At 69.4% G+C, this 23,403-nt stretch carries 21 protein-coding genes; 6 read left to right on the forward strand and 15 right to left on the reverse strand.

What is annotated here, in order from left to right; all coding sequences use genetic code 11:
- Nucleotides 1-29 precede the first annotated feature (29 nt).
- Genes U1T56_RS15985 through U1T56_RS16005 form a run of 5 tightly spaced genes read left to right on the forward strand, consistent with a single transcriptional unit; the run spans nt 30 to nt 5,960 of the window.
- On the forward strand, nt 30-2,147 hold the full coding sequence (locus U1T56_RS15985; protein WP_418160482.1) for a TonB-dependent hemoglobin/transferrin/lactoferrin family receptor: 2,118 nt from the start codon (nt 30-32) through the stop codon (nt 2,145-2,147).
- Between the two features lie 7 nt (nt 2,148-2,154).
- Complete coding sequence (locus U1T56_RS15990) at nt 2,155-3,249, forward strand: hemin-degrading factor (RefSeq protein ID WP_418160483.1); 1,095 nt, start codon at nt 2,155-2,157, stop codon at nt 3,247-3,249.
- A complete protein-coding gene (locus tag U1T56_RS15995; RefSeq protein ID WP_418160484.1) occupies nt 3,246-4,088 on the forward strand; it encodes a heme/hemin ABC transporter substrate-binding protein in 843 nt (280 codons plus the stop codon). Before U1T56_RS15990 ends, U1T56_RS15995 begins: the two co-directional genes overlap by 4 nt.
- 13 nt (nt 4,089-4,101) lie before the next feature.
- The gene (locus tag U1T56_RS16000; protein WP_418160485.1) at nt 4,102-5,184 is read left to right on the forward strand and encodes a FecCD family ABC transporter permease; all 1,083 of its coding nucleotides are present in this window, start codon (nt 4,102-4,104) and stop codon (nt 5,182-5,184) included.
- On the forward strand, nt 5,184-5,960 hold the full coding sequence (locus U1T56_RS16005) for a heme ABC transporter ATP-binding protein (protein ID WP_418160486.1): 777 nt from the start codon (nt 5,184-5,186) through the stop codon (nt 5,958-5,960). The genes U1T56_RS16000 and U1T56_RS16005 overlap by 1 nt, the downstream gene beginning before the upstream one ends.
- 179 nt (nt 5,961-6,139) lie before the next feature.
- Here the strand turns inward: U1T56_RS16005 and U1T56_RS16010 are convergent, their stop codons facing one another.
- From U1T56_RS16010 to U1T56_RS16020, 3 genes are all read right to left on the reverse strand, one after another.
- Nucleotides 6,140-7,705, reverse strand: coding sequence for a trimethylamine methyltransferase family protein (locus tag U1T56_RS16010; RefSeq protein WP_418160487.1), 1,566 nt, complete (start codon nt 7,703-7,705; stop codon nt 6,140-6,142).
- Nucleotides 7,706-7,733: 28 nt separating this feature from the next.
- The gene (locus U1T56_RS16015) at nt 7,734-8,822 is read right to left on the reverse strand and encodes an FAD-binding oxidoreductase (RefSeq protein ID WP_418160488.1); all 1,089 of its coding nucleotides are present in this window, start codon (nt 8,820-8,822) and stop codon (nt 7,734-7,736) included.
- 63 nt (nt 8,823-8,885) lie between these two features.
- On the reverse strand, nt 8,886-10,163 hold the full coding sequence (locus U1T56_RS16020) for an aromatic ring-hydroxylating oxygenase subunit alpha (RefSeq protein WP_418160489.1): 1,278 nt from the start codon (nt 10,161-10,163) through the stop codon (nt 8,886-8,888).
- A 117-nt stretch (nt 10,164-10,280) separates the two neighbouring features.
- Between U1T56_RS16020 and U1T56_RS16025 the strand changes: the two genes are divergently transcribed.
- Nucleotides 10,281-11,210: a LysR substrate-binding domain-containing protein gene (locus U1T56_RS16025; RefSeq protein WP_418160490.1), complete on the forward strand. Its 930-nt coding sequence runs from the start codon at nt 10,281-10,283 to the stop codon at nt 11,208-11,210.
- Nucleotides 11,211-11,218: 8 nt separating this feature from the next.
- On the opposite strand, the gene U1T56_RS16030 is transcribed toward U1T56_RS16025, so the two are convergent.
- The 12 genes from U1T56_RS16030 to U1T56_RS16085 all read right to left on the reverse strand — a co-directional run bounded on the left by U1T56_RS16030 (nt 11,219) and on the right by U1T56_RS16085 (nt 23,016).
- Nucleotides 11,219-11,953 (reverse strand): SDR family NAD(P)-dependent oxidoreductase, encoded by a 735-nt coding sequence (locus tag U1T56_RS16030; protein WP_418160491.1) that lies wholly within the window; start codon nt 11,951-11,953, stop codon nt 11,219-11,221.
- Entirely contained in the window at nt 11,950-12,681 is a 732-nt protein-coding gene (locus tag U1T56_RS16035) for an SDR family NAD(P)-dependent oxidoreductase (protein ID WP_418160492.1), read from the reverse strand. The genes U1T56_RS16030 and U1T56_RS16035 overlap by 4 nt, the downstream gene beginning before the upstream one ends.
- A 47-nt stretch (nt 12,682-12,728) precedes the next feature.
- A complete protein-coding gene (locus tag U1T56_RS16040; protein ID WP_418160493.1) occupies nt 12,729-13,334 on the reverse strand; it encodes a dimethylsulfonioproprionate lyase family protein in 606 nt (201 codons plus the stop codon).
- Nucleotides 13,335-13,376: 42 nt separating this feature from the next.
- The gene (locus U1T56_RS16045) at nt 13,377-14,174 is read right to left on the reverse strand and encodes a pyrroline-5-carboxylate reductase family protein (protein ID WP_418160494.1); all 798 of its coding nucleotides are present in this window, start codon (nt 14,172-14,174) and stop codon (nt 13,377-13,379) included.
- 26 nt (nt 14,175-14,200) lie between these two features.
- Nucleotides 14,201-15,052, reverse strand: a complete 852-nt coding sequence (locus U1T56_RS16050; protein ID WP_418160495.1) for an ABC transporter permease — start codon at nt 15,050-15,052, stop codon at nt 14,201-14,203.
- The gene (locus tag U1T56_RS16055; RefSeq protein ID WP_418160496.1) at nt 15,049-15,897 is read right to left on the reverse strand and encodes an ABC transporter permease; all 849 of its coding nucleotides are present in this window, start codon (nt 15,895-15,897) and stop codon (nt 15,049-15,051) included. The genes U1T56_RS16050 and U1T56_RS16055 overlap by 4 nt, the downstream gene beginning before the upstream one ends.
- A gap of 34 nt (nt 15,898-15,931) precedes the next feature.
- Entirely contained in the window at nt 15,932-17,020 is a 1,089-nt protein-coding gene (locus U1T56_RS16060; protein WP_418160497.1) for a quaternary amine ABC transporter ATP-binding protein, read from the reverse strand.
- Nucleotides 17,021-17,138: 118 nt separating this feature from the next.
- Entirely contained in the window at nt 17,139-17,993 is an 855-nt protein-coding gene (locus U1T56_RS16065) for a glycine betaine ABC transporter substrate-binding protein (RefSeq protein WP_418160498.1), read from the reverse strand.
- A gap of 44 nt (nt 17,994-18,037) precedes the next feature.
- Entirely contained in the window at nt 18,038-19,384 is a 1,347-nt protein-coding gene (locus tag U1T56_RS16070) for an NAD(P)/FAD-dependent oxidoreductase (RefSeq protein WP_418160499.1), read from the reverse strand.
- Nucleotides 19,381-20,898 carry an aldehyde dehydrogenase gene (locus tag U1T56_RS16075; protein ID WP_418160500.1) on the reverse strand — a complete coding sequence of 506 codons (1,518 nt, stop codon included), beginning with the start codon at nt 20,896-20,898 and terminating at the stop codon, nt 19,381-19,383. Before U1T56_RS16075 ends, U1T56_RS16070 begins: the two co-directional genes overlap by 4 nt.
- 3 nt (nt 20,899-20,901) lie before the next feature.
- On the reverse strand, nt 20,902-21,807 hold the full coding sequence (locus U1T56_RS16080; RefSeq protein ID WP_418160501.1) for a dihydrodipicolinate synthase family protein: 906 nt from the start codon (nt 21,805-21,807) through the stop codon (nt 20,902-20,904).
- Between the two features lie 474 nt (nt 21,808-22,281).
- Nucleotides 22,282-23,016, reverse strand: coding sequence for a GntR family transcriptional regulator (locus U1T56_RS16085; RefSeq protein WP_418160502.1), 735 nt, complete (start codon nt 23,014-23,016; stop codon nt 22,282-22,284).
- Between the last annotated feature and the right edge of the window lie 387 nt (nt 23,017-23,403).

The following is a 23,403-nucleotide window of genomic DNA, read 5'->3' on the forward strand; positions in this document are numbered from 1 at the left end:
GGACGACCAGACAGGAGGCAGGCAGGGCCATGACTGGCCGAACCATTGCCATGCGGCGCTCGCATGGCCTTCTCGTCGCCGCGGCGGCGGCGATGGCAGGCGCCGGGGCGGCGGCGCAGGAGCAGGCGGGTGGCACGGGTGCCACCTCGCCCGACGGGGCCGTGCTCGACCCCATCACCGTCACCGCGACCTCGAACCCCCTGGAAAGTTTCGAGTACCCGGGCCAGGTCTCGGTGGTCGGGCGACGGCAGATCGAGAGCCTGAACCCGTCCAAGCCCGCGGACGTGCTGCGCTACGTGCCGGGCGTGGCGTTCGAGGGCGGGCCGCGCCGCACGGGTGAGGTGCCCAGCATCCGCGGCTTCAGCGGCCCCGATGTGACGGTGCTTTTCGACGGCACCCGGCAGAGCTTCCATTCCGGCCACGACGGCCGCCTGTTCATCGACCCCGACCTGACGAAGCGGGTCGAGGTCGTGCGCGGCCCGACTTCCGCCCTCTACGGCTCGGGCGGCCTCGGCGGCACGATCGAGTTCCGCACGGTGGACGCCGCCGACTTCCTGCGCGCGGGCGAGACCGCGGGTACGCGCTTTCGCACCGGCTACGCGACCGCCGACAAGGAGCGCCAGTTCCAGGCGACGGGGTTCGCGCAAGCCCAGGGCACCGACCTCGTCGGCAGCCTGAGCTTGCGCGATTCCGCCTCGATCGAGCTCGGCGACGGCAGCCGGCTGCACGATGCCGGCCAGGAGACGTTCGCGGGCCTGCTCAAAGGGAGCTACACCGGCGTCCGGAACCACCGGTTCGAGCTCTCCTATCTCGGCTTCCGCGGCGAGGCGGAGGAGCCCAACAACCCGCAAGGCCTCGGTAGCGGCGGTCTCACCGACAAGGATATCCGCAACGATACGCTCCGGGCGGGCTGGCGCTGGTCGAGCCCCGACCGGCCGTGGCTCGATCTCGGCCTCACCGCCTACTATGCCGGCACCGAGGTCGAGGAGCGTCCGCTCGACGACACGGGCCTGAGCCCCGAAGGAGCCAGGCTCACCCGCAAGGTCGACACGGTGGGAATGCGCGCCGACAACCGCACCCGGCTCGACCATGGCGGCGGCACGAGCTCGCTCTTCACCTATGGCGTCGAGGCCTACCGCGACGACCAGGACGGGAGGAGCAGCGTCACCGCCGACAACGAGCGTGCGGGCGTGCCCGACGCCGAGGCGACGACCACGGCCCTGTTCCTGCAGGACGAGCTCGTGCTCGACCGGCCGCTCGGCACGCCGGGGACCTGGCTCGTCATCCCGGGTCTGCGCTACGACCATTTCAGCAACGCGAGCCCGTTCGGCGAGGACACCGACGACGGCAAGCTTTCGCCGAAGCTCGGCGTCACCTGGCTGCCGGTGGAATGGCTGTCGCTGTTCGGCACTTATGCCCAGGCTTTCCGAGCGCCCACCTTCGACGAGCTCTACGCCAACGGCCTCCACTTCTCGATCCCTCGCTTCGGCGACAACTTCTTCGTCGCCAACACCGACCTGAAGCCGCAGGAAACCACCAACTACGAGATCGGCGCCGGCCTGAAGCTCGAGAATGTCGCCTTCGAGGGCGACAAGGTTCAGGTCAAGGGCTCGTACTTCTGGATCAAGGGCAAGGACTTCATCGACCTCGAGGTCGTCCAGCCCACGCCGCCGAGCTGCTTCCCGCCCAACTGCGACGGCACTACCCGGGCGGTCAACGTCGCCGACGCCGAGCTCCAAGGGGCCGAGATCGAGGCTGCTTACGAGAACCGGCGCATCCTCGCAGCGCTCGGCTACGCGCAGCTCGACGGCGAGGACGAGAACACCGGCCGCCCGCTCGGCGTGCTCCAGCCCAACCGGCTCACCGCCCAGCTTGCCGTCAAGCTGCCCGAGATCGACGTGGTCGCGGGCTGGCGGGGCATCTTCGCCGGCCGGCTCGACCGCGCCGACCCCGGCGAGGAGCGCGACGCCTATCGGGTCCACGGCTTGTTCGCGACCTGGGAGCCGGCCGAAGGCCCGCTCGAGGGCGTGCGGCTCGACCTCGGCGTCGACAATCTCTTCGACGAGACCTACGCCCAGGTGTTCACGGGTGCGGTCGAAGAAGGCCGCGACTTCAAGGCTGCCATCTCCTACACGCTCCGCTGGTGACACCCTCATGCCGACCGCTTTCCCCATCCTCGCGCGTCCGCATCCCGATGCCATCCGCGCCGACGCCGCACGGCTGAAGCAGGCTGAAGGGCTGCGCGCGCGCGACCTCGCCGCCCGGCTCGGCATCAGCGAGGCCGAGCTCCTGGCCGCGCACGCCGGCTTCGATGCGCCGGTGGGCATGCGCGTGACGCGCCTGCGCCCTGAATGGCCGGCGCTCTTGTGCGAGGTGCCCCGCCTCGGCACGGTCATGGCGCTGACCCGCAACGAGGTCGCCGTGCACGAGAAGGTCGGCGCCTATGGCGATCTGCGCTTCTCCGGCGAGGTGGGCGGCGCCTTCGGCCGCCTGATCGACCTGCGCCTCTTCCTCCGCCACTGGCGCTTCGGTTTCGCGGTCGAGGAGGCGTCCCCGAGCGGCCCGCCCCGGCGCAGCTTCCAGTTCTTCGCCGCCGACGGCACGGCGGTCCACAAGATCCACCTCAAGGAGTACAGCGATCATCGCGCCTTCGCCGAGCTGGCCGCGGGCTTCGCGATACCGGAGCAGGACGCCCCGCTCGCGGTGGCGCCATCGGCTGGAAGGCCCCTGGATCGGCCTGACGACATGATCGACCGCGAGATCTTGCGCACGCGCTGGTTCGGGCTCGGCGACGTCCACCGGTTTCACGGTCTGCTCGAGGACCTGGGTGCCGGGCGCGAGCAGGCGTTCCGCCTCGTGGGCGACGACCTCGCCTGGCAGGTCGAGCCGCACGCCTTCCAGCTCGCCTGCGAGCGGGCGGTCGAGGACGACGTCTCGATCATGATCTTCGTGCCGAACCCGGGCTGCATCCAGATTCATACCGGCACGATCCAGCGACTCAAGGCGGTGGGACCGTGGTGGAACATCCTCGACCCCGGCTTCAACCTGCACCTGCGCGAGGATCTCGTCGCCAGGGCCTGGGTCGCCCGCAAACACACCGATCTCGGCGTCGTCACGAGCCTCGAGCTGTTCGATGCCGCGGGCGGGCTGATCCTGATGATGTTCGGCGAGCGGGCACCCGAGGCCGAAGAGACCGCGAGCTGGCGGCGCATCGCCGCGAGCCTACCCCGTTTGGCGGCCGACGCATGAAGGCACTGCTGCTCGTTCTCCTGGTGACCCTGCCGACGACGGTCGACGCCGCCGAGCGACTGATCGCGGTCGGGGGGGCGGTGACCGAGATCGTCCACGCGCTCGGCCGTGGCGACCGGCTGGTCGCCGTCGACAGCACCAGCCGCTACCCGCCGGCGGTGGCGGCGCTGCCCGATGTCGGTTACATGCGGCGCCTGTCGGCCGAGCCGATCCTGGCGCTGCATCCCGACCTCGTCCTCGCCATCGAGCACAGCGGTCCGCCTGCAACGCTGGACCAGCTCCGGATCGCGGGCGTGCGGGTGGAGGTGATCGCCGACGTGCCGACCGTGGCCGGAATCGGCGACAAGGTGCGTACGATCGGGCGTCTTCTGGATGCGGCGCCCGAGGCCGAGGTGCTCGCGGCGCGGATCGAAGGGGAACTCGCAGCCGTCACGGCCGCGACTGCGGCCATGACGGACCGGCCTCGGGTCCTGTTCCTGATCGCCGCCGGCAAGGGTGCTCCCATGGCCGCGGGCGTCGAGACGGCCGCGGATGCCATGATCCGGCTCGCGGGCGGGGCAAACGCGCTTTCCGGCTTCACCGGCTACAAGCCGCTCTCGCCCGAGGCCGCCATGGCGGCCCGACCCGACGTGCTGCTGGCCATGGCTCAGACCGTCGAGGCCATGGGCGGCCGCGCCGCGGTGCTCGGGCTGCCGGGCATCGCCGAAACACCCGCCGGCCGGGGCGGCCGGCTCGTCGCCATGGACGGAATGCTGCTCTTGGGCTTCGGGCCGCGCACGCCCGAGGCGGTGCGCGAGCTCGCCCGGCAGCTTCACCCCGCCTCGGCGCGCGAGGGATGAGAGGGCCCGGCGCATGACGAGCCCCCTCGCCTGCCTGCCGACGGCTCGGGCCGTGCCGAATCCACGCAACCTGGCCCTGCCCCTTCTCGCTCTCCTGCTCGCCGCCTGCACGGTCGCTGCCATCGCCATCGGCGCCGTGCCGATTCCGCTCGCCCGGCTGCCGGCGCTGCTCCTCGCTGGCTGGAACGGGGACGGCGACACGACCGGGCTCGCCCAGGAGGCCACCGTGCTCTGGTACATCCGGCTGCCCCGGATCGCCCTGGCCGTGGCGGTGGGGCTGGCACTCGGCACGTGCGGCGGCACCATCCAGGGCCTGTTCCGCAATCCCTTGGCCGACCCGGGACTGATCGGCGTCTCGGGCGGGGCGGCGCTCGCGGCCGCGGCCTGGATCGTCGTCGGTCCCCTGCTGCCGCTTCCCGATCCGCTGCAGAGCCTCGGCGCTTGGCTCCTGCCGGTCGCGGCGTTCGCGGGCGGGCTCGCCGCCACGATGCTGGTGCAAAGGGTCGGGCGCCGCGACGGCGCGCTCGACGTGGCGTCCGTGCTGCTCGCCGGCATCGCCGTCAACGCCGTGACCGGGGCCGGCATTGGCGGGCTGGTGTTCGCGAGCGACGATCGGGCGCTGCGCGAGGTGACCTTCTGGATGATGGGCAGCCTCGCCGGTGCTACCTGGACCGGCATCCTGCCGGCACTGCCGTTCCTCTTGGCCCCGGCGCTGGCGCTGCCGCTTCGGGCCGTGGCACTCGACGCGCTGCTTCTGGGTGAGCGCGAGGCGTACCACCTGGGCTTCGCCGTCGAGCGCACGAAACGGCTGGTGATCGTGGCGACGGCCTGCGGCACGGGCGCCGCCGTGGCGACGACCGGCATCATCGGCTTCGTGGGCCTCGCCGCCCCACATCTCGCACGCCTTCTGGTCGGCCCGGGCCACCGGCGCCTCCTGCCGGCCGCGGGCTGCCTCGGCGGCTGCCTCATCCTTCTCGCCGACACGGCGGCGCGCACGCTGGTGGTGCCGGCGGAGCTGCCGATCGGCGTGCTCACCGCCGGCATCGGCGGACCCTTGTTCCTACATCTTCTGCTGCGGCACCGGGGGCGAAGCTGATGCTGGAGGCGGTCGAGGTCACGGTCCGGGCCCGCAGGCGCGCGCTCCTGGACGGTGTGTCCCTGGCGCTGCGCCCGGGCGAGATCACGGCGCTGATCGGCCCGAACGGGGCCGGCAAGTCCACGCTCATGAGCGTGTTGAGCGGGCACCGCCGGCCCGAGCGGGGGCACGCGGCGCTCGACGGCCGGCCGCTCGCGCGCTGGGATGCCCTGGCGCTGGCGCGGCGGCGCGCGGTAATGGCCCAGGAGATCGCCCTCGCGTTCGGGTTCACGGTGCGCGAGGTCGTGATGCTCGGGCGAGCACCCCATCGCGGGCGGCACGGTCGGGAGGCGGATGCGGCCGTGGTGGCACGGGCGATGGCACTGGCGCAGGTGGCACATCTGGCCGAGCGACGCTACCCGAGCCTGTCGGGTGGCGAGCGGCAGCGAACGATGCTGGCACGAGCGCTGGCGCAGGTGATCGAGCCGGACGAAGAACCGGCCGGGCGCTGGCTGCTTCTGGACGAGCCGACCGCGAGCCTCGACCTCGCGCACCAGAAGCTCGTGCTCGAGGCCGCCGTCGGGCTCGCCCGCGCAGGCTGCGGGCTCGTGGTCGTCCTGCACGACCTCAATCTCGCGGCACGCTTCGCCGATCGGGTCGCGATGCTCTCTCGGGGCCGCCTCGTGGCGCTCGGCACGCCGGATGAGGTGCTGAGCGCCGAGCGGGTAGGCGAGGTCTACGGCGTCGGCATGACGCGGCTCGAGCTGGATGGGCGCCCCTGCCTCGCCTTTGTCTGACGGATGCTCGCTCGGGGCCGGAGCGGGACATCGGCGCACGGCGCAGCCGTGCGTCTCGTTGCGGCCAGTTGCCGCACGCTGGCCACCATGCCGGCGCTGCTCCGGGCGGCACACCCGCTTCGACGGGTGGCCCGCCGACACCGAGCCGCTCTCCCCGAACCGATCGGCCGGATCCGGTATCAGTATTCATTGTTGAGCGCATCCACCGCCGGGATCTCGCGCATCCGCCGGGCCATGTAGTCGCGCAGCGCCTCGTCCACGCCTTCATCGAGACGCGGCTCCTCGTACTCGCTCAGGAGCCGGCGGGCATGGGCCAGGGCGCGGGCGGTGATCTCCTGGCTTCCCTCGGCCTGCCATTGCTCGATGGAATTGTTGTCGAACAGCCTGGGCATGAAGAAGGCCCGCTCGAAGTTGGCCTGGGTGTGCGGGTGTCCGAGATAGTGCCCGCCGGGGCCGACGTCCCGCACCGCCGCGAGCGCCTCGTCGAAGTCGTCCCAACGGATCCCCTCGGCCAGGCGATAGCCCATGGCGCACTGCTCGGCATCCACGACGAACTTGGCGACCGAGCAGTGCATCCCGGCCTCGTTCCACCCCGCCGCATGCCAGATGTAGTTGGCGCCGGCATGGAGCACGGCCGAGAGGGTCGTAGCACTCTCGTAGCCCGCCTGCGCGTCGAAGGTCTTCGCACCGCCGAGGAGGCTCGAGGTCCGCCAGGGTACGCCGTAAAAGCGCGCCATCTGGCCGATCATGAAGTTCATCAGCGAGATCTCGGGCGTGCCCGCCATGGGTGCCCCGGATTTCATCGACACCGTCGAGAGATAGTGGCCGTAGATCGCGGGGCAGCCCTTGCGCACGACCTGCGTGTAGGCCAAGGCACTCAGCGCCTCGGCATTGAGCTGGGCCACGGCGGGGGCGACGGAGGCCGGGGTATTGGCACCGCCCAGCACGAAGGGCGAGCAAAGGACGGGCTGGTTGCGCCGGCAGAAGGCGCGCATGGCGCCCAGCATCACCTCGTCCCAAACGAGCGGCGAGTTGCCGTTGCAGTTGCCGGTGACGACCGGCGTCTCCTCCATGACGTCCTCACCGAAGAGGATCGCGCACATCTCCATGACGTCCTCGGCGTTCCTGGGCGAGGTGGTCATCCCCATGAACGTCTTGTCCGAGTGCTTCATGGACGAGTAGGTGATGTGAAGGTGCCGGTGGCTGACCTTGACGTCCATGGGCTCGACGATGTGATGCGCCGTCGAGTGCAGCGCCGGGCTCATGTGCGCGAGCTTGTGGAACATCTCGAGGTCGGCGAGCGTCGGCAGGCGGCGCACGTCGTCGAGGTCGCGCAGGTAGGGTGCTCCCGTCATCGGCACGAAGATGGCGTGAGGCCCACCGAAAGGCAGGCTACGGTCGGGATTTCGCGCCCGGTAGGTGAACGTTGCCGGTATCGTGGCGATGAGCTCGCGCACGAGGCCGCGGTCGAGATGGACCCGTTCGCCGCGCACGTCGGCGCCTACGCGACGCCAGTCGGCGAGCGCCACGGGGTCGCGGAAGACGACCCCCACTTCCTCGAGGATCGCCATGGAGGCGGCATCGATCCGCTCGACCTGCGAGGGGTCCATGACCTCGCAGGGTGGCAGGTTACGGCGCAGGGCGGGGAGCATGGAGAGGTCGGGTGCGGACCTGAGCGCCCGTCTGGCACTTCTCCCGCCGCTCCGCGTGCGCCGCGCCTCCGCCTGTGGCATCTCGGTTTCCATGACGCCGTCTCCTTTGCCTCTTCCTGCTTCAGCGATCGACGACGAGGTCGGTGAGCGGCTTCGCGCAGCAGAGCAGGACCATCCCCTGCTCGATCTCACGTTGGCGGATGCCGCCCTGATGCTTCATGTCGACCTCGCCCGACACGAGCCGGCTCTTGCAGGTGCCGCACAACCCCTTCGAGCAGGAGGAAGGCAGCCGCATCCCGGCCGCCTTGGCCGCCGCGAGCACGGAGCTGCCGGCACCGCACGCCACGGTGCGGCCGCTCTTCCTGAACTCGATCTTGAATACCCTTGCGGCGGGTGCCGCCATCTCCTCCTCCGTGCCGCCTGCTGGCGTCGCGAAGTCGAAGCTCTCCTCGTGATGCCGGGCCATGTCGAACTCGGCTCCGGCCAGGATGCCGCGCACCGCCGCCATGAAGGGGGCGGGCCCGCAGACCATGACCTCGCGCTCGAGGAAATCCGGTGCGATCAGCCGCAGGAGGGGCGGCGAGACGCGGCCGGAGAAGCCGGCCCAGCGCTCGCCCGGGCCGTCGGCCTCACAGACCGGCACGAAGCGGAAGCTCGGTAGGTTGCGCGCCATGAGCTCGAGCTCGGCGCGGAAGATGATGTCGGCCGGCGTGCGCGCGAAGTGGACGAAGACGATGTCGCGCGGCAGCGCCAGATCGTGGTAGGCGCGGGCCATCGACATCAAGGGCGTGATGCCACTGCCACCCGAGAGGAAAAGATACTTCTGCGCCGGATGTGCCAGCGAGGTGAACTCGCCCAAAGGCCCGGTCGCGCGCAACTCCATACCGGGCTCGAGCCGGTCGTGCAGCCAGTTCGACACCGGCCCGCCCGGCACGCGCTTCACCGTGATCGCGATCAGGTGCGGGCGGGTGGGTGTCGAGGAGATCGTGTAGCAGCGGTTGATGCGCAGGCCGTCGATCGCGAAGTCGAAGGTCAGGAACTGCCCGGGCCGGTAGCGGAAGAGCCGGGGTCGCCGTGCCTCGAGGATGAACGTCTTGACGTCGTGCGTTTCCGGCCGGACCTGCCGGCAGACGAGCGCATCGTCGGTATCGGCATCCCAGGTCCCGCGCGCGTCGGCGAGGTGCGCCGCGATCTTTGCCTCCATGTCCATCTCGGATGTCCTTCGTCAGCCGTCGACGGCGGTGCCCACGCGAGGTCTCCCCCGGTCCTGCGGTCAGTACCCGTGCGCCTGGAGGCGCCCGAGATACCAGGTGGCGAACAGGTCGAGGTAGCGCTCGGTGAAGGGCGAGTAGGGGCCCGGCACGTAGGCCGGGTCGCGGACGCCGCGCTGCGCACGCGCGACGAGCGCCGCGTCCTGCTCGTTGGTGGCCTGCCAGACGCGGGTCAGCGCCTCGACGTCGTAGTCCACGCCCTCCACCGCGTCCTTGTGGACCAGCCATTTCGAGGTGACGAGCGTACGGTCCGGCGCCAGCGGCAGGACGAAGGTGCAGACCGCGTGATCGCTGAAGACGTGGCTCCAGGAGGTGTGCGTCCACAGGTGCAGGTCGCCCAGCTCCTTGCGCTCGATTCCGCCCAGGAGCTTCTTGCAGGCGATCCTGGTGTCCAGCGTCGCCGACTCGCCGGCACCCGCGATCAGCAGGCGCTCGGTGCGGAAGTTGATGTCACCGCCGCTCAGATGCTCGACCGGGCACGAGCCGAAGCCCTGCGCCTCCCATTCGGCGAGCTTCGCCTCGCGCTTCGCCAGGTGGGCCGCCACCTCTTCCGCCTCCTCGCCCTCGAGCGCGTCCGGGTCGAAGCCGAAATCGGCGGCGATGAACGAGCTCGTCAGCTCCGGATGCGAGCCGGCGCAGTGGTAGCACTCACGATTGTTCTCCATCGTGAGTTTCCAGTTGCCCTCCTCGACGATCGACTTCTCGAACGCGACCTTGGTGTTGGCCAGGTCGTAAGGAGCGAGGCGCGGCTCCATCACCCGGGCGAGCTCGTCGATGTCGGCCGGCGCCTCCTCGGCGAGGCAGACGAACAGGAAGCCGCCGACGACGCGCAGGTGAACGGGCAAGAGGCCGTGGCAGCTCCGGTCGAAGTCCTTGCCCATGTGCTGGGCGTGGGCCAGCTCACCGGTGAGCTCGTAGGTCCACTGGTGATAGGGGCAGACCAGCTTGCCGATGGTCGTGGGCCCGGGCTCGAGCAGACGGGCGCCGCGATGCCGGCACACGTTGCGGAACGCCCGGACATGATCGTCGTCGCCGCGCACGAGGATCACCGAGGCGTCGCCGATGTCGACCGTGAACGCGTCGCCGGGCTCGGGCACGTCGGCGGCGACGCCGACCAGCAGCCACTGGCGCCGGAACATCACCTCGAGATCGGCCGCGAACACGTCTTGCCGCAGGTAGAAATCGGCCGGGAGCATGTACCCCGGCCGGCGCGCTCGGATGAGCTGGCCGATCGACAGCCGTTCCTTCGCCACCGCCGAACGATCCAGGACGGTTGCCATGATGCACCGGACTCCACAGAGAAAGTTGTGAACGCAACGCTCGATGGCACGATGAATCCTCGTCCCACCGCTCACGGTCAACGACACTTCCTCGCTGTTCTGGCATAATTCCAGCTCATGCAAGGGTTCCGCCGCCGCCTGCCGTCGCTGACCTCGCTCGTCGTGCTCGAGGCAGTGGCGCGCCACCTGAGCTTCACCAAGGCGGCGGGCGAGCTCGGCGTGACCCAGGCCGCGGTCAGCCGGCAGATCCACGCGCTCGAGCAGGAGCTGGGCTTCGCCCTGTTCCGCCGCCTCCATCGCCGGGTCGAGCTCACCGAGCGCGGCCGGATCCTGGCCGGCGTCCTGTCGCAGTCGTTCAGCCTCATCGACCAGACGATCGCCAATGTCCGGGCGCAGAGCGAGGAGGACGAGCTCGTGATCGGCGCCACGGTCGCCTTCACCCAGCTCTGGCTGCTGCCGCGGATCTCGGCGTTCCGCCGGCTGCACCCGAGCACCAAGATCCGCCTGATCACCCAGGACACGCCGATCGATCTCGAGCGGGACATGGTCGATGTCGCGATCCGCTACGGCGACGGCGTCTGGCCCGACGGTCGCAGCGTGTTCTTGTGCGAGGACGAGCTTTTCCCCGTCTGCAGCCCGAGCTACGCCGCCGGCTGCCGCCTGCCGGAAACGGCGGACGAGCTTCTGGACCACACCCTCCTGGACTACGACTCCGCCAATCCCGGCTGGATCGGCTGGAAGGAGTGGCTCGCCGCCTTCTCGGCGGCCCGGCCCGGCCGACCGGTGCTGCGCCTGAGCTACTACACCGACGTGATCCACGCCGCCGTCGCCGGCCACGGCATCGCTCTGGGCTGGAACTGCCTGGTCGAGGATCTGCTGCAGCAGGGCCGGCTGCGCCGGGTCACCGACCTCCACCTGCGCACGCGCGGCGCCTACTTCGTCGTCGTGCCGAGCCGCGAAAGCCTGAAGCCGAGCGCGCAGGCCTTCGTCGCTTGGCTCGGCGCGCACCTCGAGGGCAAGGCTGCCGGCCCGGAAAGGCGGTTATGAGCGTGGTCTCAGGGGAGGCTCAGTTGCGCCATCCTGCCCCCATCCACGGTCCAGACCTGCCCGGTGACGAAGCTCGCCTCCGCCGAGGCGAGCCAGGCCACCAATGCCGCCACCTCCTCCGGCCGGCCGGTGCGGCCGACCGGATGGATACGGCCGAGGTCGCGGCGGAAGGCCACAGGATCGGGCATGCTCTCGATGAACTCGATGTTCAGATCGGTATCGATCCAGCCGGGTGCCACGGCATTGCAACGGATGCCCTCGGCCCCGTGATCCACCGCGACCGCGCGGGTCAGCCCGTGCAACCCGGCCTTGGAGGCGCAATAGGCCGCGTGGCGGGGATTGCTGCCCAGCCCCTCGATCGAGCCGACGTTGACGATGCTGCCCCGGCTCGCGCGCAGATGCGGCAGGGCGGCGCGGATCATCAGGAAGGGTGCCGTGAGATTGACCGTGAGATTGCGTTGCCAGTCGGCAAGGCTCATCTCCTCGACGCGCGCCTCCTGCATCATGCCGGCATTGTTGACCAGAACATCCAGCCGCCCGGCGCGGGCGATCACCTCGGCAACGACCTGCCCGGGGCTGTCGGGATCGGTGAAATCCGCAGCGATCCACTCGCATTCGGCGTCCGCCCCGCGCTGCGCGGTGAAGACGCGGGCACCCTCGTCCCGCAGACGCCGGGCGATGGCCCGACCGATCCCGCTTCGCCCGCCGGTGACCAGGGCAACCTTGCCTGCGAAGCGCGTCATCCCACCGGCTTCCCGCCATTGACCTCGACCAGTGAGCCGCACATGTAGCGAGCGGCGTCCGAGACGAGGAAGAGAACCACGTCGGCGATGTCCTCGGGCTCGGCGATCCGGCCGAGGGGCACCGTCCTGCCCAGTTCGGCCACCGCCGTGTCCGGATCGAAGCCGCGCTTGGCGAAGCCGGTGCGCAGCATCGGCGTGTTGACCTCGTTCGGGCAGACCGCGTTGATCCGGATGCCCTGGCGTGCGTGGTCCATCCCCATGCATTGCGTGAGGGATGCGATCGCCGCCTTGGTCATGCAGTAGACCGCGTGGTTCGGCCCGGGCCGCAGACCCCAGCAGGAGGCCACGTTGACGATGGCCCCTCCGCCCGCTGCCGCCATGATGGGGATCGCGGCGCGGCAGATGCGAAAAGGCGCCTCGACGTTCACCCCTACGGACAGCTTCCAGTCGGCATCCGAGGTCTCGGTCACCGGGCCTCGGGTGATCACGCCGGCATTGTTGACGACGATGTCGAGCCCGCCGAGCGCGTCCGCCGCGGCCTGCGGCAAGCCATCGGCATAGGCAGAGTCCAGCAGGTCACCCGGCAGATGCGCCTCGGCCTCGATACCGGACACGTCGCGGTCGGCCGCTACGACCCGCGCGCCCGCCGCCCGCAGCTTGCGGACGATGGCCGCGCCGATCCCCCCGGACGCGCCGGTCACCAGCGCACGTTTCCCCGTCAGATTCATCCTGGATTCCCTGGATTCCTGAGTTGAAGCACTTCTCTGCCCTGGACCTATGCAGGCTGCCCGATCCAAAGACACCAAATGGCGAGCAGGGGCACGTCGTCCGACGCCATGGCATGCCGGATGTTCGGCCGGTTGTAGAGCGTCCCGCCGATCCCCGGCTCGAACCAGCCGGACTCGCCGTGCTGGAAGCGCCCCGGCGACAGGACGAGATAGACCTCTTCGGGAGCGTGATTGTGGTCGGGATAGCGTACGTGCGGTGCCAGCAGGGAGGCCCCGATGGCGAGGTCGCTCCGGTCTTCCAGACCCTTCGGCCCGACGATGGTGGTGTTCGCGTGCCCCTCCGGCCAGTTGTCGCTGGCGAAAGGACCGCCCGTGGCGCGCGGCGCCCAGGCCAGCGACGGCTCCAGCGCTGCGAAGGCGTCGGCGACGCGGGCCACGGGCGGCGAGCCGGCACGGGCCGTGGCGACCGCTTCGGCCAGGTAGCGGCAGACCGGCAGGCGTCGAGGAGCGACGTGCCCGCACGCGCGAGGCGTTCGCAGGGCGTCGTAGATCCTGCCGATCGCGGCCGCGGCCTCGGGGCCGATGGCATGGGCGGGCAACGCCGCGGCGAGGCTCGTCAGGAACGCTTGAAGCAAGGGGTCTCGGCTCGGCATCCCTGATATCCTTCCTCACGGCCTCTCGCGACGGCGGGGCGCTCAGCCCGACGCCATGGCCGCTGCCTTGGCGGCCGCGGCCTCCAGACCAGCCGCGACCGCGCCCATGAAGCCGCGGTCGATCATGGCTTGCAGCGCCGCGGCCGTGGTGCCGCGGTAATCGATCATGGCCTGCACGATCTGCGCCGGGTCGCCGCCCTCGCCGGCGAGGAGCTGGCTCGCCCCGGCCACGACACCCCTGGCGGCGCGCTCGGCGAAAGCGGGCGGTAGACCCTGCGCCACGGCGTGCGCGATCAGAGCCTGGGCGAGCAGCGCCGGGAAGGCAGCACCCGAACCCGTCATGCCGACGCAGTAGTCGATGTGGGCTTCGAGCGGCACCTCGGCAGCCTCGCCGCAGGCATCGAAGAGTGCCTGGACGAGCTGTTTGCCCGCCGCCGAGACGGGCGGGGTCGCGTACCACGGGGTAAAGGACCGGCGGATGGCCGCCGCCGCGTTCGGCATCGCGCGGACCACCTCGTCGCCCCCCGTTCGCTCCGCGACGGCACGGGCCGGCACGCCGGCCATCACCGAGACGACCAGCTTGCCGTGCGCGGCGATGTGGACGCCCTGGAACTGCTCCGGGCGCACCGACAGCACCACGACGTCGGAGCGGTCCACCAGCTCGCCGTTGTCCCTGGTCCAGTGGACACCGGGGATCGTCGCCGCGCCGAGGTTGCCCGACCGGCTCGAGAGGGTCAGGCGGGTGGGATCGACGGCGCCCGTGGCGACGGCGGCCCGCGCGATGGCGTTGCCGAGCCAGCCGTTGCCGCCGATGATGCCGATCCGCGCCTCGATGGTCATGATGTCTTCCTTCGCCAGGTTGCCGCTCAGCGTGCCCGTCGCGCCGGGCGGTCGAGGGCGGCGCGCGACAGCCGGTCGAGCAGGAGCGCCACCGCCACGATCGACAGCCCCGCCCGCAGACCCACGCCGAGCTCCATGCGCGCGAGGCCCCGCGTCACCTCGGCCCCCAGCCCGCCAGCACCAACCAGGCCCGCCAGCACCACCATGGCCAGCGACAGGAGGATGCACTGGTTGAGGCCGACGAGCAGCGTCGGCTTGGCAGAGGGCAGCTCGATCTTGCGCAGGATGGTGCCACGGGTGGCACCTAGCGCATCGCCCAGCTCGAGCAGCGGCTTCGGCACCTGGTTCAGCGCCAGCGTCGTCAGGCGCAGCATCGGCGGCACGCCGTAGACGACGGTGGCGATCAGCGCCGGCACCGGCCCCAGGCTGAAGAAGATCACCGCCGGGATGAGATAGACCCAGGGCGGCACGGTCTGCATCACGTCGAGCACCGGCCGCAGCGCCCGCTCGAGCCGCTTCTCGCGCGCGGCCAGGATGCCGAGTGGAAATGCGATCGCGACCGAGATCGCGACCGCAACCAACACCAGTGCTATCGTCTGCAGCGATGCCGTCCACAGGCCCATCACCCAGCAGAAGCCCAAGGTGCCCACCGCGAGCAGGCTGATCCGCCAGCTCGCCAGCGCCCAGGCGAGCGCCGCCACGAATGCTATGAGCGCGCCGGCCGGCAGGGCCGTCAAAACGTACTGCACCGCCGTAAGAACCGCTTCGACGACCATGCTGATTCCGGCGAAGAGCGGATGGAGATGGGTATTCAGCCAGTCGACGCCGGGTGCGACGAGGGACCCTGGCGAGAAGATGAAGGGCAGGTCGGGCGTCATGCGGCTGCCTCCCGCTCGTCCTTGACCGCCCCTTCGGTGATGCGGTCGAGGATCATGGTCAGGATCACGATGGCGATGGCCGCGTCGATCGACTTGCCGATCTGCAGCGTGCGGACCGCGTCGTAGATGGTGGCACCCAGGCCGCCGGAGCCGACGATGCCGGCGATCACCACCATGCCGAACGCCATCATCAGGCACTGGTTGACGCCCGCCATGATGCTCGGCATGGCGAACGGCAGCCGGATCTTGACGAACATCTGCGCCGACGAGCTGCCGTTCGCCTGGCCGAGCTCGAGGAAGTTCAGCGGCGTCAAGCGGATGCCGTGCGCGGTCAGCCGCAGGGCGGGCGGGATCGCGACCACGACGGTCGCAGCGAGGGCGGTCGCCGGGCCGAAGCCCATCAGCGCCACCGCCGGCAGAAGATAGATGTAAGGCGGCAGCGTCTGGATCATGTCCAGCACCGGCAGCAGCGCCGCGTTCAGCCGCGGGTAGAAGCCGGCCACGATCCCGAGCGGGATGGCGATCAAGAGCGCCAGAGCGCTCGCCGCCAGCACCAGGGCCAGGGTCTGCATCGTCTCCGGCCACAGCCCCATCACGGCGCAGAACGCGAGCCCGAGCGCAGCCGCGACACCGAAGCGCCGGCTCACGGCCCACCAGCCCAAGGCGCCGACGAGCAGCGCGGTCACGTAGAAGGGTGGCGCCAGCAGCGCCCAGGCGATCGCCTCGAAGAGCCCGTCGAGCACGAGGCGGATCGCGTCGAACACATCCCCGCCGTAGGTGTTGAGCCAGTCGAGGCCGTTGTCGATCGCGTCGTCGATGGCGCTCGTCAGGTCCTGGGTGTCCATGGCTCGCCGCTCCCGTTCCGATCCGGTCCTTGCCTCAAAGTGCCATCGTCTCGCCCGGCTCCTTGCCCTTGACACCCTGTAGCAGGCTGCGCGTGGTGACCACGCCGACGAGGGCGCCGTTCTCGACCACCGCGATCCCGTCCTGCCGGCTCGCGAGGGTGATCCGGATCAGCTCGTCGACGTCGGCGTCGGCTGACGTCCGGGGCAGGCTCGACGGGTCGAGGTCGGGGCGAGTGGCCCGGAAGGCATCGATCGGGTGCATGACGGAATGGGCCTTGACGAGGTGCAGCCGCGAGATACCGGCGACGAAGTCCGCCACATAATCATCGGCGGGCTTCAAGACGATGTCCTCGGCCGTGCCCACCTGGATGATGGCGCCGTCCTTCATGATGGCGATGCGGTCGCCGATGCGGATGGCCTCGTCGAGATCGTGCGTGATGAAGATCGCCGACTTGCCCAGCTCCTTGGAGAGCCGACGGAACTGGTCCTGCAGCTGGCGCCGGATCAGCGGGTCGAGCGCACTGAACGGCTCATCCATCAGGATGATCTCGGGGTCGGCGGCGAGTGCCCGGGCGAGGCCGACGCGCTGCTGCATGCCGCCCGACAATTCGTTGGGGAAGCGGTTGCCCCAATCGCCGAGGCCGACCTTCGCCAAAGCCGCCTTCGCGATCTCGAGACGCCTGGCCTTGTCGACCTTCTGCACCTCGAGGCCGAAAGCGGCGTTCTCGAGCACGGTGCGGTGCGGCAGCAGCGCGACGTTCTGGAACACCATGCCGACGTGCCGCGCCCGGGTCTCCCGCAGCCGCGCGGCGTTCATGGCGCCGATGTCCTCGCCGCGGACATAGATCTTGCCGAGGCTCGGCTCGATCAGGCGGTTGAACAGGCGGATCAGCGTGGACTTGCCGCTGCCCGAGAGCCCCATGATGCAGAAGATCTCGCCCTTGTTCAGGGTGAGGCTGACATTGGCGACGCCGACGACGCAGCCGAACTCCTTGAGCACCTCGGCCTTGCCGAGCCCGCGCTCGGCGATGGCGCGAATCGCCGCCTCGGCCTGCCTGCCGAAGACCTTCCAGACCGACCGGCAGTCGATCAGGGGACCGTTGCCGTCCATGGCGGGTGACATGTTGACCTCCCTTCACTCGGGACGTCGCGCCGTGCCTTGGTGCGGTCCCAAAAACCCTTTCGGGCAGCGCCGCCCCGCCGATATGAGGCTTGCGGGGCGGCGCTGCCGGCGAGCCGGATCAGCCCTTCTTGATGTTTTCCCAGCGCTTGATCAGGTCGGCGTGGCTCTTGATCCAATCGGCGATGGCCTCGTCCATGGTCTTGCCGTCCTTGACCGCGGCGTTGATCGCCGTGATCTCGGCGAGCGGCACGTAGACACTGGCGATCACCTCGCGGGCGTGGGGATACTTCTCCGAAAAGCCCTTCTGGCCGATCCAGTAGTAGGTCTGCGGCGGCGGAAAGACGCCCTTCGGGTCCTTCAGATACTTGACGTCGAACTTCTGGGACATCCAGGACGGTTCCCAGAGTGTCACTGCGATCCAGTCCTGGCGGTCGACCGCCGACTTCAGGGCGGCGGTCATGCCGGCGGTGCTGCCCTCGACCAGCTGCAGCTTCAGGCCGTAGGCCGAGACGGCATTGGCGGTGTCGCGCATCAGGCCGGCACCGGGCTCGATGCCGATGATCTTGTTGCCGAGCTTGTCGGCCACCTCGTTGAGCTGCTCCAGCGAGTCGATCGGCACGTACTTCGGCACGGCGATCCCTTGATAGAGGCCGTGCGACACGGGCGAGAGCTTCTCGAGCCGGTTCTTGTTCCGGTTCCAGTAGTCGTGCGCCACGTAGTCGGTCTGCGAGACCATGATCTGCGTGTCGCCCTTGGTCAGGGCGGCGTAGGCGATGCCCCATTCGGAGAAGCTGGTCACCTCGACGGTGTAGCCGGCATCCTCGAGCACCTTCTTGGTGATGCCGGTGATCGGCGTCAGATCCTCCCAGGACATCGTGCCCATGCGGATCGTCTTGTCCTCCGCGTGGCCGGGCCCGGCCGCGATCCCCAAGAGGGCGAGCGCGCCGAGCGCCGCCCGAAGCCACTTCCTCATGTTCTCACCTCTCCTGTCTGACGATTGTCTTCACCATCAGGCCCCTAGCCCTCGCGGCCGGCGCGCCATTCCTGCCATCGGATGAACGCGTTGATGCCGAGATAGGCCAGCGGCGCCGGGGGCAGGCGCTTGGGCGCCGGCTGTGCCCGGTATTCATCGAGGATCGTCGAAGCAGTGCCGGTCGCGAGATCCGCCGCCAGTACCCCCGCCAGCGTGCTCTTCACGGTACCGAGGCCGTTCTCGCAGCAGGCCGAGAACAAGCCCTCCTCGATCTCGCCGAAGGCCGGGACGTGGTTCAGGCTGAGGCAGAGCGCCCCCGCCCAACTGAACTCGAACGGCAGGCCCTCGAGATGCGGGAAGCGCGCGTCGAAGGACCGGCGCTGCTCGGCCGCGATCCCGGCGACCCGCGCCTCCGAGACCTCGAGGCTCGGGTCGTAGGTGAAACGGGTACGGATGACGATGCGCTCCTCGTCGCCATGCGTGATCTTGCGCACCGTCGCCCCCATCGGGTCGGCCGGCAGGAGCCCCCAGGCCGCCACGCCCGTGCGCCCGTACCCGGCCATGCCGGGGCGCAGCGCCCTGGTCATGGACGCGTAGGTGAAGATGTGCATCAGCCGGCCGCCGAAGTGACCGAAGTCCTGGATGTGGCCGTTGACGGCCAGGATGACCTTCGGCGCCCGGACGGTGCCGCGCGGTGTACGCGCCGCCCAGAGCTTGCCCTCTCGCCGGAGGCCCACCACCGGCGAGTTCTCGTAGATGTCGGCGACGGGCTGCAGGGCCGCCGCGAAGATGCGGATGTAGCTCGCTGGCTGGATCATGACGGCACCGGGCGTGTGCAGCCCGCTCGTGTAGTAGGACGTGCCGGTCATGTCCCGCATCGCCTTGGCGTCGAGCATTTCGAACGGCTCGCCCGCGCGATCGAGCGCGCGCGCGAAGTCCGCGTTCAGCTTCTCGCCGCGCGCGGTCGCGGCTGCATTCGTTTTGCCGCAAGGATCGAAGATGCTCCGCGGCATGCCGTATTCGGCGGCCGCGGCGGTGGCGAAGGCGATGGCGAAGCGGTTGTGGGCGATCTCCTGCTTCGCCTGTGCCGCGCTCCCCGGCGAATATTCGCCCGCCGCCAGGTTGTGCGGCAGGTCGATCATGAAGCCCGAGTTGCGTCCGGCCGGCCCCTGCGCGACCTCGCGCGCATCGACCACCACGATCGTTTCGCCGGGCCGGAGCTGGGCGAGACGCCGGGCCGCCGACAGGCCCGCGAAGCCCGCGCCGACGATGAGCCAGTCCGCGGTCCGGTCGCGGTCGAGGGCGCGGACGGGCATTCGTCGCGCGCTGAGGGCCAGCCAGCCGGACGGGCCGGTGTCGACGGGCAGGCGGCGGATCACGTGCCCGGTCACCAGATCGTCTCGTCGACTGAACGGTCGGACGTGTCGATCCAGATCGTCTTCAGCTCGGTGTATTGATCGTGGGCGAAGATCGACTTGTCACGGCCGCCGAAGCCGGATTCCTTGAACCCGCCGAAGGGGGTGGTGATGTCTCCCTCGCCGAAACAGTTCACCGTCACGGTGCCGGCCCGGATCTCGCGCGCCGCCTTGAGGGCCCGCTTGAGGCTGCCGGTGTAGACCGAGGCCGCGAGACCGTAGGGCGTGTCGTTGGCGAGGGCGATGGCTTCAGCCATGCTCGAGAACGTCGTGACCGAAAGGAGCGGTCCGAAGACCTCGTCCCGGAAAAGGCTGCTCTCGCGCGTCACACCGTCCACGACGGTCGGCTCGATGAACGCGCCGCATTCGGTCCTGCCGCCCTCGACGAGCTCGAGATTCTCGGCCGGGATCCGGTCGATGTAGGACTTGACCTTCTCGAAGTGGTCGCGGCTGACGAGGGCGCCTACCCGGTTGCTCGGATCGAGCGGATCGCCCATGCGCCACTCGCGCATGTAGGCCTTGATCCGGCTGAGAAGCTCGTCCTTGACCTTCTCGTGGACGATCAGGCGGGAGGTCGCCGAGCAATTCTCGCCCATGTTCCAGAAGGCACCGAGCACGACCTGCTCGGCCACCAGGTCGAGGTCCTCGGCGTCGTCGAACACGATGGCCGGGTTCTTGCCGCCGCATTCGAGCACGACCCGCTTCATGTTCGAGTCCGCGGCGTAGCGCAGGAAGCGCTTGCCGGTCTCGGTGGAGCCGGTGAAGCTGACCATGTCGATGCCGGGATGGCGGCCGATGGGCTCGCCGACCGCCGGACCGCTGCCCGTCACGACGTTGAGCACACCGGCCGGAACACCGGCCTCGAAGGCGAGCTCGGCGAGGCGGATCGCGGTGAGCGAGGTCTCCTCGGCCGGCTTGACGATGACGGAGCAGCCCGCGGCCAGCGCCGGACCGATCTTCCACGCCATCATCAGCAGCGGGAAGTTCCACGGCAGCACGCAGGCGACGACGCCGATCGGCTCGCGCACCACCAGCGCCACGGCACCCTGGCCGACCGGAGCCGTGCTGTCGTAGATCTTGTCGATCAGCTCCGCGTGCCAGCGGATGGTGTTGATCGTCTCGTGAACGTCGATCGTCTGACACTCGGCAACGGGCTTGCCGCTGTCCAGGCTCTCGAGCACCGCGAGCTCATGCCGGTTGCGCTCGATCAGCCTGGCGAAGTGCAGCAGTACCCGCTTGCGCTCGGCCGGGGCCCGGTTGCGCCAGCGGCCATCCTCGAAGGCTTCCCGCGCCTTCTGGACCGCGAGGTCGACGTCGGCCTTGTCGCAGGCGGCGACCCGGGCCAGCTCGCGGCCCGTGGCGGGATTGATGGTCGGGAACGTCTCGCCCGAGATCGCTGGCCGGGCGATGCCGTCGATGAAGGCATTGCCGCCGATCGTCATGGTCTCGGCGATGGCCTTGTACTCGTGGGCGGTCAGCAGATCGCTCATGGTTCAGTTTTCCGACGTGATGTGCGCGATCGTGCGCTTGAGGTTGGCCACGACCGTCTGCAGGCCGCGCTTCTCCTCGTCGTTCAGGGGCCTGAGCGGCGGGCGGACGTCGCCGACCTCGAGGCCCGCGAGCTGGCAGCCGAACTTGATGCACTGGACGAATTTGCCACCGCCCTCGAGCAGGGCCATGAGGGGCAGCAAAGCCTTCATGATGGCCCGGCCCTTGTCGAAGTCCTTCTCGACGACGCAGGCCTCGTAGAGAGCGATGTGCTCCCTGGGCAGGAAGTTCGACCCGCCGCACACCCAGCTTCTCGATCCCCAGGCGAAGAACTCGAGCGCTTGGTCGTCCATGCCGCAGGACATCTCGATGTGCGGGAACTCGCGCGCCAGCAGGTGCACGCGGTTGATGTCGCCCGAGCTTTCCTTGATGGCCCGGAAGTTCTTCGAACGGCTGACCCGCGACAGAAAGGTCTCCCCCATCATGACGCCGGTACGACCGGGATAGTTATAGAGCATGATCGGCAGATTCGCGGCGCGGTCGATCGTCAGCGCATGGACCGCGTTCTCGCGCTCGGTCGGCAGCGCGTAGGGTGGCGAAGCGACCAGGATGGCGTCGGCACCGATCTCCCTGGCGTGCTCGGCGTAAGCGACCGAATCCTCGGTCCGTGTGGCGCCCGTGCCCACGATGAGGGCGGTGCGACCCTTGATCACCTCCTTGGCGAAGGCCGCCAGGGCGAGCCGCTCCTCGGCGGTCTGCGCGTAATATTCCCCGGTCGAGCCGCCGACGACGATGCCGTGGACGCCCGCGGCGATCAGGCTCTCGAGCACGTCGGCGAACGCGGCCCGGTCGATCTCGCCTCCCGGCCCGAAGGGTGTCACGGCAGGTGTGTAGATGCCTTCGAACTTCACGTTTCGGATCCTACTGGTGAGACCCTGATGGCCTGGCCCGGCCGCCCTGGGGCGGGCGCCGCTCACGAGCCGGCGGTCGAACGTCGGCATCACGAGCCCGTTGCGGCGCTCTCGTGACGGCAGTGGGCTGCCGATCCTCCCCGACTGCACGCGCTGGCTCGTCGATCGACTGGCAGCAAGAATGCCATCGCGGCCGGGCGCTGTCAACAAAATGTATTATTAAGTTACACAATATATCGAACAAGCAGTATGCAGCATGTGTGCCGGCCGGACGCAGCCGGGTCGTGTGCGTCTCGTGTCCGAGCACCGAGGGCACGGGCTTCGCCGGTGCGCGAGCATGAACGGGAAAGGGAGCGGATGCCTGGCGTCATCCAGGCCGGATCGGCGGCGCGGGCCGGGGGCGGCCCCGGCGCACCGATGGCAGGTTCATGGGCCCAAGGGCCCGAGGGGGAGGAGGCTCTGCCGGGGATCGCGTCAGGCCTTGGCCGGATGGCGGATCTTCGGCTTGAGGTCCCGCGGCGCGGATCCCAGCCGCTTCAAGGCCTCCGAGCTCAGGCCCTTCGGCGCGATGAACATCTCCATGTTCCGGCGCGACAGCTCCCAGTGCTCGAACACGAGACGCACGACCGCAGCCTCGTCCTTCTCGGCGATCGCCCGGATGAACTGGTCATGGTGCTCGCAGGCCTTCGCCAGGTTCGCCTCCATCTCGTCATCCGTGGGCCGGAAGAAGGTGTAGCCGATCCGCGCATGGTCGATCAGCAGCCTGTTCAGGCTGGGCTTGAGGAAGGCGCTGTTCGCCATCTCGCCGATGATCGCATGGAACCGGGTGTTCTCGACGACCATGGCATCGGAGTCGCGCCGCGCGACGGCGGCGCGGAACCGCTCCTGGCATTCCTTCAATTGCTCCATCTGGGCAGGCTTGAAGTTCTGCACGGCCAGCCGGCCCACGGCCTCGTAGATCATCGGGGCGACGAGGAAGAAGTCGCGGAGCGTCGCGTGGTTCATCGGGATGACGCGAGCGCCCCGGTTCTCGCGGATGTCGAGATAGCCCTCGCCCGCCAGCTGCCGGAGGACGTCCCGGACGGGCGTGCGCGAAATCCCGTACTCCTCGCTGAGCCCGACCTCGTCGAGGTCGTGGTCGGGAGGGAGCTCGAGCGTCAGTATCTGACGCTTCAGCGTCTCGTAGAGCGTCGTCTTGCTGCTCTTCATGTCACTTTCTTGGCGCCGGCTTCCATCGGCGAGGCATCGACTTCCCGTGCGTCCCGGGGCCACACGCGTCGTCGCATCTCGGGAGAGTACAAGCTATATGCAATATGTACACAATCCTTGGGAAGGAACAAGACCTGCCTTCGGGCTGCCCTTCGGGGGAGCGCCGAACCCGGGGTCCGGCGGAACGAGGGGCGATCCATGCCAGTCTTCTCCGCCGCGTACCGGCCCATGGCGGTATTCGCAAGGGGCTCCGCCTGCGGATAACCCCCGCAAGCGAGGGTGACCCCTTCGGCCATGCCGCGATGATATGCGATCGTGCCCCTGGGCGTGGTGTAGGAATGCCGGTCCTCGATGCGGGTCGAAGACCAATCAGCCGACCACGGCGGG

This window comes from Benzoatithermus flavus (genome assembly GCF_037908215.1).
Taxonomy (GTDB): domain Bacteria; phylum Pseudomonadota; class Alphaproteobacteria; order Geminicoccales; family Geminicoccaceae; genus Benzoatithermus; species Benzoatithermus flavus.

What these genes read in the sequence shown, in the direction of transcription:
- U1T56_RS15985 (WP_418160482.1), top strand. Translation starts at nt 30, where the DNA reads ATGACTGGCCGAACCATTGCCATGCGGCGCTCGCATGGCCTTCTCGTC.
- U1T56_RS15990 (WP_418160483.1), top strand. Translation starts at nt 2,155, where the DNA reads ATGCCGACCGCTTTCCCCATCCTCGCGCGTCCGCATCCCGATGCCATC.
- U1T56_RS15995 (WP_418160484.1), top strand. Translation starts at nt 3,246, where the DNA reads ATGAAGGCACTGCTGCTCGTTCTCCTGGTGACCCTGCCGACGACGGTC.
- U1T56_RS16000 (WP_418160485.1), top strand. Translation starts at nt 4,102, where the DNA reads ATGACGAGCCCCCTCGCCTGCCTGCCGACGGCTCGGGCCGTGCCGAAT.
- U1T56_RS16005 (WP_418160486.1), top strand. Translation starts at nt 5,184, where the DNA reads ATGCTGGAGGCGGTCGAGGTCACGGTCCGGGCCCGCAGGCGCGCGCTC.
- U1T56_RS16010 (WP_418160487.1), bottom strand. Translation starts at nt 7,705, where the DNA reads ATGGAAACCGAGATGCCACAGGCGGAGGCGCGGCGCACGCGGAGCGGC.
- U1T56_RS16015 (WP_418160488.1), bottom strand. Translation starts at nt 8,822, where the DNA reads ATGGACATGGAGGCAAAGATCGCGGCGCACCTCGCCGACGCGCGCGGG.
- U1T56_RS16020 (WP_418160489.1), bottom strand. Translation starts at nt 10,163, where the DNA reads ATGGCAACCGTCCTGGATCGTTCGGCGGTGGCGAAGGAACGGCTGTCG.
- U1T56_RS16025 (WP_418160490.1), top strand. Translation starts at nt 10,281, where the DNA reads ATGCAAGGGTTCCGCCGCCGCCTGCCGTCGCTGACCTCGCTCGTCGTG.
- U1T56_RS16030 (WP_418160491.1), bottom strand. Translation starts at nt 11,953, where the DNA reads ATGACGCGCTTCGCAGGCAAGGTTGCCCTGGTCACCGGCGGGCGAAGC.
- U1T56_RS16035 (WP_418160492.1), bottom strand. Translation starts at nt 12,681, where the DNA reads ATGAATCTGACGGGGAAACGTGCGCTGGTGACCGGCGCGTCCGGGGGG.
- U1T56_RS16040 (WP_418160493.1), bottom strand. Translation starts at nt 13,334, where the DNA reads ATGCCGAGCCGAGACCCCTTGCTTCAAGCGTTCCTGACGAGCCTCGCC.
- U1T56_RS16045 (WP_418160494.1), bottom strand. Translation starts at nt 14,174, where the DNA reads ATGACCATCGAGGCGCGGATCGGCATCATCGGCGGCAACGGCTGGCTC.
- U1T56_RS16050 (WP_418160495.1), bottom strand. Translation starts at nt 15,052, where the DNA reads ATGACGCCCGACCTGCCCTTCATCTTCTCGCCAGGGTCCCTCGTCGCA.
- U1T56_RS16055 (WP_418160496.1), bottom strand. Translation starts at nt 15,897, where the DNA reads ATGGACACCCAGGACCTGACGAGCGCCATCGACGACGCGATCGACAAC.
- U1T56_RS16060 (WP_418160497.1), bottom strand. Translation starts at nt 17,020, where the DNA reads ATGTCACCCGCCATGGACGGCAACGGTCCCCTGATCGACTGCCGGTCG.
- U1T56_RS16065 (WP_418160498.1), bottom strand. Translation starts at nt 17,993, where the DNA reads ATGAGGAAGTGGCTTCGGGCGGCGCTCGGCGCGCTCGCCCTCTTGGGG.
- U1T56_RS16075 (WP_418160500.1), bottom strand. Translation starts at nt 20,898, where the DNA reads ATGAGCGATCTGCTGACCGCCCACGAGTACAAGGCCATCGCCGAGACC.
- U1T56_RS16085 (WP_418160502.1), bottom strand. Translation starts at nt 23,016, where the DNA reads ATGAAGAGCAGCAAGACGACGCTCTACGAGACGCTGAAGCGTCAGATA.